The sequence below is a fragment of the Microbacterium sp. NPDC055521 genome, assembly GCF_053619695.1.
In genome coordinates this window covers 160,823-173,268 of record NZ_JBSHJX010000001.1, presented here as the reverse complement: position 1 = coordinate 173,268, position 12,446 = coordinate 160,823, and the positions used below count along the sequence as shown (strand labels likewise).

Annotated in this window: 12 protein-coding genes and 1 tRNA gene; 9 read left to right on the top strand and 4 right to left on the bottom strand. The window is 69.1% G+C overall.

What is annotated here, in order from left to right; translation table 11 throughout:
- Positions 1–32 precede the first annotated feature (32 nt).
- Complete coding sequence (gene pepN / locus ACWGSM_RS00800) at positions 33–2,609, bottom strand: aminopeptidase N (RefSeq protein ID WP_452321094.1); 2,577 nt, start codon at positions 2,607–2,609, stop codon at positions 33–35.
- A gap of 146 nt (positions 2,610–2,755) precedes the next feature.
- Between pepN and ACWGSM_RS00795 the strand changes: the two genes are divergently transcribed.
- The 6 genes from ACWGSM_RS00795 (at position 2,756) to ACWGSM_RS00770 (ending at position 9,289) form a co-directional block, all read left to right on the top strand.
- A complete protein-coding gene (locus ACWGSM_RS00795; protein WP_452321093.1) occupies positions 2,756–3,940 on the top strand; it encodes a ferrochelatase in 1,185 nt (394 codons plus the stop codon).
- A 100-nt stretch (positions 3,941–4,040) separates the two neighbouring features.
- Positions 4,041–4,565, top strand: a complete 525-nt coding sequence (locus ACWGSM_RS00790; RefSeq protein ID WP_452321092.1) for a ribose-5-phosphate isomerase — start codon at positions 4,041–4,043, stop codon at positions 4,563–4,565.
- Complete coding sequence (locus tag ACWGSM_RS00785) at positions 4,558–5,556, top strand: Fpg/Nei family DNA glycosylase (RefSeq protein WP_452321091.1); 999 nt, start codon at positions 4,558–4,560, stop codon at positions 5,554–5,556. The genes ACWGSM_RS00790 and ACWGSM_RS00785 overlap by 8 nt, the downstream gene beginning before the upstream one ends.
- Before the next feature lie 89 nt (positions 5,557–5,645).
- A complete protein-coding gene (locus ACWGSM_RS00780) occupies positions 5,646–7,127 on the top strand; it encodes an alanine/glycine:cation symporter family protein (RefSeq protein ID WP_452321090.1) in 1,482 nt (493 codons plus the stop codon).
- A gap of 36 nt (positions 7,128–7,163) precedes the next feature.
- A complete protein-coding gene (locus ACWGSM_RS00775; protein ID WP_452321089.1) occupies positions 7,164–7,805 on the top strand; it encodes an FMN-binding negative transcriptional regulator in 642 nt (213 codons plus the stop codon).
- Positions 7,802–9,289, top strand: a complete 1,488-nt coding sequence (locus ACWGSM_RS00770) for an amidohydrolase (protein WP_452321088.1) — start codon at positions 7,802–7,804, stop codon at positions 9,287–9,289. The genes ACWGSM_RS00775 and ACWGSM_RS00770 overlap by 4 nt, the downstream gene beginning before the upstream one ends.
- Positions 9,290–9,366: 77 nt before the next feature.
- On the opposite strand, the gene ACWGSM_RS00765 is transcribed toward ACWGSM_RS00770, so the two are convergent.
- Complete coding sequence (locus tag ACWGSM_RS00765) at positions 9,367–9,852, bottom strand: Dps family protein (RefSeq protein ID WP_452321087.1); 486 nt, start codon at positions 9,850–9,852, stop codon at positions 9,367–9,369.
- Between the two features lie 140 nt (positions 9,853–9,992).
- On the opposite strand from ACWGSM_RS00765, the gene ACWGSM_RS00760 reads away from it, so the two are divergent.
- Together ACWGSM_RS00760 and ACWGSM_RS00755 are read left to right on the top strand one after the other, a co-directional pair.
- Complete coding sequence (locus ACWGSM_RS00760) at positions 9,993–10,529, top strand: gamma carbonic anhydrase family protein (RefSeq protein ID WP_452321086.1); 537 nt, start codon at positions 9,993–9,995, stop codon at positions 10,527–10,529.
- 32 nt (positions 10,530–10,561) lie between these two features.
- Positions 10,562–10,635: transfer RNA gene (locus tag ACWGSM_RS00755), tRNA-Ile, on the top strand.
- A gap of 19 nt (positions 10,636–10,654) precedes the next feature.
- Here the strand turns inward: ACWGSM_RS00755 and ACWGSM_RS00750 are convergent.
- Positions 10,655–10,861 carry a CDGSH iron-sulfur domain-containing protein gene (locus tag ACWGSM_RS00750; protein ID WP_452321085.1) on the bottom strand — a complete coding sequence of 69 codons (207 nt, stop codon included), beginning with the start codon at positions 10,859–10,861 and terminating at the stop codon, positions 10,655–10,657.
- Positions 10,862–11,036: 175 nt separating this feature from the next.
- Here ACWGSM_RS00750 and ACWGSM_RS00745 point away from each other — a divergent pair, with 175 nt between their 5' ends.
- Entirely contained in the window at positions 11,037–12,086 is a 1,050-nt protein-coding gene (locus ACWGSM_RS00745; RefSeq protein ID WP_452321084.1) for an iron-containing redox enzyme family protein, read from the top strand.
- On the opposite strand, the gene ACWGSM_RS00740 is transcribed toward ACWGSM_RS00745, so the two are convergent.
- On the bottom strand, positions 12,074–12,310 hold the full coding sequence (locus ACWGSM_RS00740; RefSeq protein WP_452321083.1) for a hypothetical protein: 237 nt from the start codon (positions 12,308–12,310) through the stop codon (positions 12,074–12,076). The genes ACWGSM_RS00745 and ACWGSM_RS00740 overlap by 13 nt on opposite strands.
- Positions 12,311–12,446: the final 136 nt, after the last annotated feature.

Genomic DNA, 12,446 nt, shown 5'->3' with positions numbered 1-12,446 from the left:
CCGGCGCGGGGCGACGGTCGGAGCCTCGGGGATCAGTCCTCGGCGTCGCGCGCCTGCGCGGCGAGCGCCCGCTCGACATCGGCGAGGTTCTCGTGCACGAGCCGACGCAGAGCCGGGGCGGCGTCCTGGTGCTCGGCGAGCCAGGTGCGCGTCGCGTCGCGCAGCTCGACGCTCGCGAGCGAGCGCGGGTACAGGCCGACGACCAGGTAGTCGGCGATCTGGTAGGTGCGCTCCTCCCAGATCGGCAGCAGCATCTCGAAATACTTCGGGACGAACGCGCGGAGCACCTCGACACCCGACGGGTGCACGAAGCCGAGAGCGGCCGAGCGCACGATGGTGTTCGGCAGGTCGCTGTTGTCGATCAGCGACGACCACGCGGCCTGCTTGGCCTCGGCGGTCGGCAGCGCGGCGCGTGCCTGAGCGGCGAACTCCGCACCCTTCGACGTGTTGTCCGCGGCGAGGGCCGCATCGATCGCCGCGGCATCGGTCGCACCGGCCGCCGCGAGGCCGACGAGCAGCAGCCACGTCAGGTCGGCGTCGATGTCGAGGCCCGGGAGGGTCTCCTCGCCCGCTCGCAGCCGGCCGACGATGCCGGCCTGCTCGGGCGTGGCGATCGAGTTGGCGAACGCGGTCACGAGCTGCAGCTGGCTGTCGCTGCCGGCCTCGGCGTGCTGCGCGAGGGTCCACAGGCCGTCGGCGATCCGCTCGCGGGCGGCAGCGCGCGATTCGGGGGCGACGTAGATGTTCGCTGCGAGCTGCAGCTGCGCGAGCGTCGTGCGCACCGTCGTCGATTCGGTCTCGTGGCCGATGTTGCCGAGCACGAGTTCGATGTAGTCGGTGGCGGCGGTCTCGGCATCCCGGGTCTGGTCCCACGCCGCACCCCACACGAGCGAGCGCGCGAGGGGGTCGGAGATGTCGGACAGGTGCGCGATGGCCGTCTCCAGCGAGCGCTCGTCGAGGCGGATTTTCGCGTACGCGAGGTCGTTGTCGTTGAGCAGCACCATGTCAGGACGCTCGAGGCCCTGCAGCTCCGGCATCTCGGTGCGGTCGCCGTCGACGTCGACCTCGACGTAGTGGGTGCGCACGAGCTCGGACCGACCGGCCGACTCGCTCAGGTTGTAGAACCCGATGCCCAGGCGGTGCGGGCGGATCGTCGGGTAGTCGGCCGGAGCCGTCTGCGTCACCGCGAAGCGGGTGATGACCCCGGCGGCGTCGTCGACGATGACCGGTGCCAGCGTGTTGACGCCCGCCGTCTCGAGCCACTTCTTCGCCCAGGTGGTCAGGTCGCGACCGCTGGTCGCCTCGAGCTCGGTGAGCAGGTCGCTCAGCTCGGTGTTGCCCCAGGCATGTTTCTGGAAGTACTGGCCGACACCGGCGAAGAACGCGTCGATGCCGACCCAGGCGGTCAGCTGCTTGAGCACCGAGCCGCCCTTGGCGTACGTGATGCCGTCGAAGTTCACCATCACGTCTTCGAGGTCGTTGATCTCGGCGACGATCGGGTGCGTCGAGGGGAGCTGGTCCTGGCGGTACGCCCAGGTCTTCTCCATCGCGTTGAACGTCGTCCAGGCGGCCTTCCACTCGGTGGCCTCGGCGGTGGCGATGGTGGATGCCCACTCGGCGAACGACTCGTTCAGCCAGAGGTCGTTCCACCACTTCATGGTGACGAGATCGCCGAACCACATGTGCGCGAGCTCGTGCAGGATCGTGACGACGCGGCGCTCCTTGACGGCGTCGGTCACCTTGCTGCGGAACACGTACGTCTCGGTGAAGGTCACCGCTCCGGCGTTCTCCATGGCGCCCGCGTTGAACTCGGGCACGAACAGCTGGTCGTACTTCTCGAACGGGTAGGGCACGCCGAACTTCGCCTCGAAGTACTCGAAGCCCTGGCGGGTCTTGTCGAAGATGTAGTCCGCGTCGAGGTGCTGCCACAGGCTCCTGCGGCCGTAGACGCCGAGCGGGATGACCCGGCCCGACGAGCTGGTCAGCTCGGAGAAGGTGGCCTCATAAGGGCCCGCGACGAGCGCGGTGATGTACGACGAGATGCGCGGGGTGGGGGAGAAGCCCCAGGTCGCCACGCCCTCGGAGCCGGACGACGCATCGTGCACGATCGGCTCGGGGGTCGGGGAGTTGGAGACGACCTTCCACGCCGAGGGCGCGGTCACGGTGAACTGGAACGTCGCCTTGAGGTCGGGCTGCTCGAACACGGCGAACACGCGGCGGGAGTCCGGCACCTCGAACTGCGAATAGAGGTAGACCTCGCCGTCGACGGGATCGACGAACCGGTGCAGCCCCTCGCCGGTGTTGGTGTAGAGGCAGTCCGCGTCGACGATCAGGACGTTCTGGGCCTGCAGGTCGTCGAGCGCGATGCGCGAGTCGTCGAAAGCGGTGCTCGGATCGACCTGCTCGCCGTTGAGCGTGATCTCTCGGACATCGCGCGCGATGAGGTCGATGAAGGTCGACGCGCCGGGCGTCGCGGTGAAGCGGACCACGCTGCGCGAGCCGAACACCTCCGCACCCTTGGTCAGGTCGAGCGAGATCTCGTACGACTGCGTGTCGATGACGGCACGGCGCTCCTGCGCTTCGATACGTGTGAGGTTTTCTCCAGGCACAGCTGATTTCTCCCATTGGTGGAGGGGACGTCGTGGTGCGTCGACGCTGCTGGCGCCGACGGCAACCATGACAGCCTACGCCAGCCCCGCACGCAGGTGCAGATCTCGATGCTGGCTCATAGACAGTCGGTGACAGGATGTAGCGCGTGAGCTCCTCAGAGAAGATCGTCGTCCCGCACGCCTCGCCGGCCGCATCGACCGGCTCCGCACACGTCGAGGTCCCCGTCGCCTACGATGGCATCCTGCTCGCCGGTTTCGGCGGTCCCGAGGGCCAGGACGACGTCATCCCGTTCCTGCGCAATGTGACCCGCGGCCGCGGCATCCCGGATGAACGGCTCGAGGACGTCTCGCACCACTACCGTCACTTCGGCGGCGTCAGCCCGATCAATGCGCAGAACCGCGCGCTGAAGGCGGCGCTCGAGGCCGAGCTCGCGGCGCGATCGATCGACCTGCCCGTGTACTGGGGCAACCGCAACTGGGCGCCGTACCTCGCCGACGCCGTGGCCGAGGCCGTCTCGGACGAGCACACCACTCTGCTGGCGTTCGCGACCAGCGCGTACAGCTCGTTCTCGAGCTGCCGGCAGTACCGGGAGGACTTCGCCGGTGTGCTCGACGGCACCGAGTACGACGGCCTCGTCACCATCGACAAGATCCGTCCGTTCTTCGATCACCCCGGCTTCGTGCAGGCGTTCGTCGAGGGGGTGCACGACGCCGTGCGACAGCGCCTCGACGAGGGGTTCGCGGCGGATCAGATCCAGGTGCTGTTCTCCACCCACAGCATCCCGATGGACGACGCCGTGCGCTCGGGCCCTCGCGACATCGACTGGGGCGAGGGCGGCGCGTACGCCCTGCAGCATGAGGCGGTCAGTGCGTGGGTGATGGCGCGGGTCGCCGAACTGACACCCGCCGCCGCAGACGTGCCGTGGGAGCTCGTGTACCAGTCCCGTTCAGGCCCCGCGTCGCAGCCGTGGCTCGAACCCGACGTCTGCGACGTCATCGGCGAGCTGCCCGAGCGCGGACGACGTGCCGTCATCGTCGTCCCGGTCGGCTTCATGAGCGACCACATGGAGGTTCTCTGGGACCTCGACACCGAGGCGAAGGAGGCGGCGGAGGATGCGGGGCTCGCCTTCGCGCGCACGCCCACCCCCGGTGTCTCGCCGGCCTTCGTCGCGGGCATCGTCGATCTCGTGCAGGAGCGACTGGAGGGCCGGCCTGCCGCCGACCGAGCCCACGTGACCGACCTCGGGCCATGGTTCGACGTGTGCCGTCCCGGATGCTGCGAGAACATCCGTGCCGGCTTCAAGCCCGCGGCAGCGGGCATCGCTCCCTGATCCCCACGCCCCACTCGAGACATCGCGTCGCGCTGTCTTGAGCCTCCGGCGCGCGTGGCGCCCTCGCCATGCGCCCTTCACGTCGAAATAGGATTGCATCATGCGCATCCACATCGCCACCGATCACGCCGGACTCGACTTCTCGACCCGCCTGCAGCAGCACCTGCGCGACGCCGGACACGAGGTCATCGATCACGGCCCGGTGGAGTACGACGCCCTCGACGACTACCCCGCGTTCTGCATCCGCGCGGCGCAGGCCGTCGTCGCCGATCAGCACGCCGGCGTCGAGGCGCTCGGGGTCGTGTTCGGCGGATCGGGCAACGGGGAGCAGATCGCCGCGAACAAGGTCGCAGGGATCCGTGCGGCTCTGGTGTGGAACCTCTCGACGGCCGAGCTTGCGCGCGAGCACAACGACGCGAACGTGATCTCGATCGGCGCTCGCCAGCACAGCTTCGACGAGGCCAGCTCGTTCATCGACCGTTTCATCGCGACGCCGTTCTCGGGGGACGAGCGCCATGTGCGGCGCATCGGGCAGATCGCCGACTTCGAGAACGACGGGTCTCTGCTACCCGACCCGCGTCAGGAGGGTGTCGGCTCCGCCGACGGGCGGGCCCGACATGCCTGAGGGGCATTCCGTCCACCGCATCGCCCGCCAGTTCGCGCGCAACTTCACCGGTCGGCCCGTCGCGGCGTCGAGCCCGCAGGGGCGCTTCGCCGAGGGAGCCGCGGTGCTCGACGGCCGCGAGATGCTGCAGGCGTCGGCGGTCGGCAAGCAGATGTTCCTCGAGTTCGAGGACTCCGTCTGGCTGCGCGTGCACCTCGGTCTGTACGGCGCATGGGACTTCGCCGGCGAGATCGTGGCGGACCCGACCATCGCATCCGCGAACGGACGCATGGGGCAGACCAATCAGCGCGGCACCGACCTCGATGAGGCGATCTACGACGACGCCGGCGAGAACTCACTGACCTCGATCGGCGCTCCGCGCAGGTCGCGGGTGCACGTGCGCATGTCGGAGCAGACCCGCGGGCTCGACGACGAAGGCGACGAATGGCCCCCGCCGGTGGTCGGACAGGTGCGGCTTCGGCTGCTGAACGAGACCACGTGCGCTGATCTGCGCGGGCCGACGGCGTGCGCGCTGCAGACCCCCGACGAGATGCTCGCCACGGTCGCGAAGCTCGGCCCCGATCCGCTGGTCGGTGACCCCGCCGAGGGTGAGGAGCGCTTCGTGCGGACCGTGCGCCGCAAGCCCACCCCGATCGCGCTGCTGCTGATGGACCAGTCGGTGGTCAGCGGCATCGGCAACGTCTACCGCGCCGAGATGCTCTTCCGGGCTCGGCTCGAACCGCACACCCCCGGTCGCGATGTGCCCGAGGAGGTCGTGCGCGCCCTGTGGCACGACTGGGTGGAGCTGCTCTCGATCGGCGTCGAGACCGGCCAGATGATGACCATGGACGGCCTCACCGGCGACGCGTACCGCTCGGCCATGGCCAGTCGCGACGACCGCCACTGGGTCTATCACCGCGCGGGACTGCCGTGCCGGGTGTGCGGCACGGAGATCGCCCTGGAGGAGATCGGCGCCCGCAAGCTGTATTGGTGCCCGTCCTGCCAGCGCTGATCGCGACCCGCGCGCGATGACCCGACCTGAGTGCACGCTGTGAATAGGATTGCTGAGTCCGTTCGCAACGTCGCACGACAGGAGACCTCATGGACCTTTCCGCGCTGCAGGGCGTGCTCGAGAACATCAGCTCATGGATCTGGGGGCCGTGGCTCCTCATCCCGCTGCTGCTGGGCACCGGCCTCTACCTCACCATCCGCCTGGGTGGACTGCAGTTCATCCGCCTCGGCGCAGCGCTGCGCCTCGGCCTGTTCACCCGCAAGGACCCCGGTTCCGACGGTGACATCTCGCAGTTCCAAGCGCTGACCACGGCTCTCGCAGCCACGGTGGGCACCGGCAACATCGTCGGCGTCGCCACCGCCATCGGCATCGGCGGCCCCGGCGCGCTGTTCTGGATGTGGGTGACCGGGCTGCTCGGCATGGCGTCGAAGTACTCCGAGGCGTTCCTCGGCGTGCGCTTTCGCACCACCGACTCCGCCGGCGAGAAGAACGGCGGACCGCAGTACTACCTCGAGCGCGGCATTCCGAACCGGTTCGGCAAGTTCCTCGCGATCTTCTTCGCCGTCGCCGCGGTCATCGCCTGCTTCGGCATCGGCAACATGACCCAGGGCAACTCGATCTCGGCGAACCTCGAGAACAGCTTCAACGTGCCCACCTGGGTCACCGGCATCCTGCTCACGGTGTTCGCCATGCTGGTCCTCGTCGGCGGGATCAAGTCGATCGGCCGTGTCACCGCGGGTCTCGTGCCGGTGATGATCATCTTCTACGTGCTGGGCGCCATCTACATCCTCATCGCCAACATCGGCGGCGTGCCGGCGGCCTTCGCGCAGATCTTCACCGACGCGTTCACCGGCTCGAGCGCCGTCGGCGGGTTCGCGGGTTCGGCGATCATCATCGCGGTGCAGTACGGCGTCGCGCGCGGCATCTTCTCGAACGAGTCGGGCATGGGCTCGGCCGCCATCGCGGCCGCCGCGGCCAAGACCAGTCACCCCGTGCGCCAGGGGCTCGTGTCGATGACGCAGACGTTCATCGACACGATCATCGTCGTCACCTGCACCGGCCTGGTGATCATCACCACCGGGGTGTGGAACATGACAGACCCTGCGACGGGCAAGCAGTTCGACCCCGCTGTGATGACCGGCGAGGCCTTCTCGCACGGACTGCCCGGCGAGTGGGGCCACTACATCGTCACGATCGGTCTCGTGCTGTTCGCCGGCTCCACGATCCTCGGCTGGTCGTACTACGGCGAGCGCAGCATCGAGCGTCTCATCGGGCGCCGGGCGGTGATGCCGTTCCGCGTGGTCTTCTCGCTGGTCGTCTTCATCGGATGCACCGTGCAGCTCGGCGTGGTGTGGGCTTTCTCGGACGTGATGAACGGCCTCATGGCGCTGCCGAACCTCATCGGTCTGCTGCTGCTCTCGGGCCTCGTGGCGCGGGAGACGAAGAAGTACCTCGACAACGACCCGAAGCTCACCGCGACACCCGAAGAGGTCAACGCGTTCATGGCCGGTGACAAGGCGTTCGAGGACTGGAAGACCCAGTCGATCCCGGTGGTCAAGACTCCGGTGTGAGATGTCGTTCGGCCGGGCCGGTCATAGGCTTGCAGGGTGCGCCAGAACCCCAGCTTCGCCATGACCGACCCGGCCGAACTGCGCCGGGTCATCGAACGCCATCCGTGGGCGACGATCGTCAGCGCCGCGGACGACAGCCTGGTCGCGTCGCACTACGTGGTGCTGCTGGACGACACCCGTGACGACCTGACCGTGGTCGGCCATGTCGGGCGTCCTGATGACCTCATCCACGGGCTAGGCGACCGCGAGCTGCTCATCTCGTTCCAGGGGCCGCACGGCTACATCTCACCGGGATGGTACGGCGACGTCGCTTCGGTCCCGACCTGGAACTTCGTCTCGGTGCATCTGACCGGTGTACCCGAGATCCTCTCCGATGCCGAGAATCTGCGGGTGCTGGAGCGCATGGTCGATGTCTTCGAGAATCGGATGCCGGATCCGCGGGGCATGTGGACGCTGCCCAACGACGAGGCGTTCGTGCAGCGCCTGGCAGCGGGCACCGTCGGCTTTCGGCTGACCCCGACGAAGATCGTCGCGAAGCGCAAGCTCAGTCAGAACAAGCCGCTCGAGACGGTGGACGAGATTCTGGCCGCGCTGGAGGGCAGCGGCGCGTACGCGAACGCCGACCTCGCGGCCGAGATGCGCCGCGCGCACGAGCTGCGCAGGGAGCGTCAGTCATGACCGCGGCCGGCGAGCAGGTCGACGTCGTCCGCGCCGTCCGTCTCACGGGACCTGCCGGGGTGCCGTTCGGCGACGATCCGGTCGATCTGCTCATCGAGCGCGGCCGCATCGCCGACATCGCCCCGACCGGGGTGCTTCCCGCCCGTGGGGTCGTGCTCGACGGCGAGGGCGGCCGGGTGATCCCGGGGCTCTGGGACCACCACGTGCACACGGTGCAGTGGGCACTGGACGCCGAACGGGTGCAGCTCGGCGAGGCGCGCAGCGCCGCCGAGGCGGCTCGCATGATGGCATCCGCGGTGCCGTTGGCCGACGACCGTGTGATCGGCGCGGGCATGCGCGACGCGCTGTGGCCAGACGAGCCGTCGCTGGAGGCTCTCGACGCGGCGTGCGGCGACCGGGCCGCGTACGCCGTCAACATGGACGTGCACAGCGTCTGGCTGAACTCCGCCGCCTTCCGCCGCGAGGGCCTCGCCCCGACCGCGGACGGGATGCTGCGCGAAGAGGACGCGTTCGAGATCTCGCGGCGGCTGAACACCGCCGATGACGCGATGGCGGATGCTGCGGTGCTGCGCGCCGCGGGGCGGGCGGCCGCCCGCGGCATCACGGGGATCGTCGACTTCGACATGGCGTGGAACGCGGCTGCGTGGCAGCGCAGGTCGGATGCCGGATTCGACGCGCACCGGGTGGAGTTCGCCTTCTACGCGGCGAACCTCCAGCGGGCGGTCGCCGACGGACTGCGCACCGGAGAGCTGCTGTCGGGCACAGACGGGCTGGTGCGCGTGGGCGCGCTCAAGCTCATCACCGACGGGTCGCTCGGCACGCGCACCGCTGCCTGCTCGCACGCTTACGGAGATGATCCGAGCAACTTCGGGACGTTCACGATCGACCCGGACGCCGTGCGCGGGTATCTCACGGTCGCGACGGGGGCGGGGCTCGACGTGGCGGTGCACGCCATCGGCGACCGCGCGGTGGCGTCGGCTCTGGACGCCTTCACCTACACCCAGGCGCGGGGCACGATCGAGCACGCCCAGCTCGTGCGGCATGCGGATCTCGCTCGCTTCGCGCGGCTGGGTGTCGTCGCGAGCGTTCAGCCCGAGCATGCGGTCGACGACCGCGACCTGGTGGGCACGCTGTGGCAGCATCAGCGGGCGATCAGTCACCCCGTGGCGTCGCTGATGGCCGCAGGCGTCCCTGTCCGATTCGGGTCGGATGCCCCCGTCGCACCGCTGGATCCCTGGTTGACGATCGCCGCGGCAGTGCACCGCACCGGCGACCAGCGCGAGCCGTGGCACCCCGAGGAGCGCGTGTCGATCGAGGCGGCGCTGCGGGCCAGCAGTCATCACGGCGAGACGGAGCTCGAGATCGGTGGCGTCGCCGACCTGGTGCTCTGCGCCGGCGACCCGCTCAGTGCGGATCGCGAGCAACTGCGTCGGATGCCCGTGACCGCCACCCTGCTCGGCGGGCGTCTCACTCACCTGGCCTGATGGAGGGAGGCGGAACGCCCGACCCCCGGTTGTCGGGAGTCGGGCGTCCAGGCGGTGCGCTTGCACCTGTCTAAAGGTCAGGCCGCGATGTGCGAGATGAGGAACCAGCGGTCCTTCTCGAGACCGCGCTGGATCTCGATCGCCACGTCCTGGCTGGTGAGGTCGACCTCGTCGAGACCGTCGACTGCGGCCTTCACGTCGACGAGGATGGCGTCGATGTCGCTGATCACGGCCCGGATGAGCTCATCCGACTGCTCGAAGCCCGCCGGCACGGCGGTGCTGCCGGCCCGCTCGGCCACGGTCTGCACCCGGGCGTCGATGGGCAGGCCGAGGGCGACGATGCGCTCCGCGGCCGTGTCGGCGAAGTCTCCGGCGTGCGCAACGATCGTGTCGAGCAGCTCGTGGACGCCGACGAAGTTCGCCCCGCGGACGTGCCAGTGAGCCTGCTTTCCGTTGACGGTGAGGGCCTGCAGGCCGTGCACCACGGGGGAGAGGAACTGTGCGGCGGCAGCGGCGACGGTCGGGTCGGCAGCGATGCTGGGAACGGTCTGGGCCTTGCTCATGTGAACCTCCGAGGTATCTGCTTGCACGTCTACTGAGTACAACGCTACTCAGCGCGAACCATTCCGCAAGCAAGCGTAGGCAACGCTTACCGGCCCCATCTTCCCCGGAATCACGCGGAAGTGAGGGTAGTCTCACCTTCATGAGCATCGCCGGGAACGCCTCCCTCATCGCCCTCGGAACGCAGGTTCCCCGCATCGCCGCGGGGGCCTTCGTCGCAGACGGCGCGCGCATCGTCGGCGATGTCACTCTGGGCGATGCCGCGAGCGTCTGGTACAACGCGGTGCTGCGTGCGGATTCGGCATCCATCGCCGTCGGCGCGCGCAGCAATGTGCAGGACAACGCCTCGGTGCACGTCGACCGCGAGCATCCCGTCGTCATCGGCGTCGACGTGTCGATCGGTCACAACGCCGTCGTGCACGGGTGCACGATCGGCGACGGCTCGCTCGTCGGCATGGGAGCCGTCGTGCTCAGCGGCGCGGTGATCGGCGCCGGATGCCTGATCGCGGGCGGCGCTGTCGTGCTGGGTGGAACGCAGGTGCCGGAGGGGTCGCTCGTGGCGGGCGTGCCCGCTAAAGTGCGCAGGCCGCTGACCGACGACGAGCGTCGCGGCCTCATCGCGAACGCGGAGATCTACCTCGACCACACCCGCACGCATGCGGCCGCGCAGACGCGGTAGCCGGCGCTCCGGAGGGTAGGCTGGTCGTCTACGGGGCGGTGGCCAAGCTGGTTAAGGCAGTGGGCTCATAACCCAACGATCGTCGGTTCAAGTCCGACCCGCCCTACTCCTCTGCCGTCACTCGCTCAGTCATCGGTACGGAATCCGGAGGTCTTGTGCGCACCATCGCAGAACGGCTTGATCGACGACAGCCCGCACCGGCACAGCGCGATCGTGCGACGGTGGCGTTCGATCGGTCTCCCCGCAGCCGACTGCAGATCGACGTCTCCCCGCACGAGCAGCGGGCCGTCGGTGCATGCAATGATCGTCGGCGGGTCGGTCCTCGCGGTCATGTGATCTCCTCGTCGCGGTGAGCTCCGAGTCTTCTGCCCGGACGCTGCGGCCGGCAAGGACTTGACTGTCGGCCGCATGCCGTGTCAAGGCCTGTGATCGCGCGTCCGCACCGACCTAGGGTTGTGTCTCGCGCGCCGAGGACCCGGTCGGATCCTCGCCTGACGAAGGAGCCCCATGACACTCAGCCTGTCCTCCGATGCGACAGCCGTCGCCATCACACCGCGTGGCCCGCTCAGCGCCGCCCTGCTCGAGGTGCTCACGGAGCAGGCCTCGGAGCAGGCAGAAAGCCTGCCGCAGCTGGCCAGGGATGCGGTTCTCGTCGACGACCCGATCACCGATGACGACGTGCAGCTCTCGCTGTTCCTGCTGTACTCCCTGGCGTACGGGTCGCTGCCACAGTTCGGCGCGCACTGGGAGTGGGACCTCTCGCTGCTCACCGCGCGCGCAGCTCTCGAGCGGGCATTCGAAGATGCCGTGCGCGCCGCGGTGCCGCTGCCCGAGCCGCCGGAGCCCACCCGCGAGGCCGTCGCTGCGGCACTGTTCGCCCTGGCGGCTCCGCAGCCTGGGCCGAGTCTGTCGCACTTCGTCAGCCGGAAGGCCGACATCGAGCAGGCGCGCGAGCTGCTCATGCAGCGCAGCATCTACACGCTGCGCGAGGCGGATGCGCATTCGTGGGCGATCCCTCGACTCACTGGCCGGGCCAAGGCGGCCCTGATCGAGATCCAGGCCGACGAGTACGGAGGCGGACGGGTGGAACGCATGCACCAGGTGATGTTCGCCGACGCGATGCGCGGCGCCGACCTCGATGACACCTATGGCGCCTACGTCGACGCCGTGCCGGCGATCACCTTCGCCTCATTCAACCTGATGACGATGTTCGCTCTGAACCGCCGACTGCGGGGCGCCGTGGTGGGTCACCTGGCTGCCTTCGAGATGACCTCGTCGCTGCCGAGTCGAGCGATCGCCGAGGGACTGAGGCGGATCGGCTTCGGTGACGACGTCGCGGCGTACTACGATGAGCACGTCGAGGCCGATGCGGTGCACGAGCAGATCGCGGCGCGCGACCTGGCCGGCTCACTGGCCGAGGACTCACCTGAGCTTCTCGACGACATCATGTTCGGAGCCGCGGCCTGCCTCGCCGTCGACGGACGGGCGGGGGAGCACATCCTGCACGCATGGGAGGCGGGCCGCAGCTCTCTGCGCATCGAGCGTCAGCCGGCCTGATCGTCCTCGGGCGCCGGCGCGGATCCCCGATCGGCGGTGCCACCCGGATCGGCGGTGTCGCTCTGCGGACCGCCGATGACGCCGATGCCGACCGCTTCGTGGTCGGGCTCGGGGTCATCCGGATGCTCGACCTTGGGCTCCTCGCCCGGCTCCTTCTCGGTGCTCGGCTCGTCGAGCTCCTCGGTCGTGGGTTCCTCATCGGGCTGCTCGTGGATGTTCGACATCTCAGCTCCTTTCCGGCTTCCACGGTGGCCGAGGCGAGACGAGCGGGCAACGGGGTTGACCGGCGGGCGGGCCGAGGTAGCATCGCGCTCGGACAGGATGCAAGGCCGGTGCTCCATCCGCCCGGACGCGGCATCC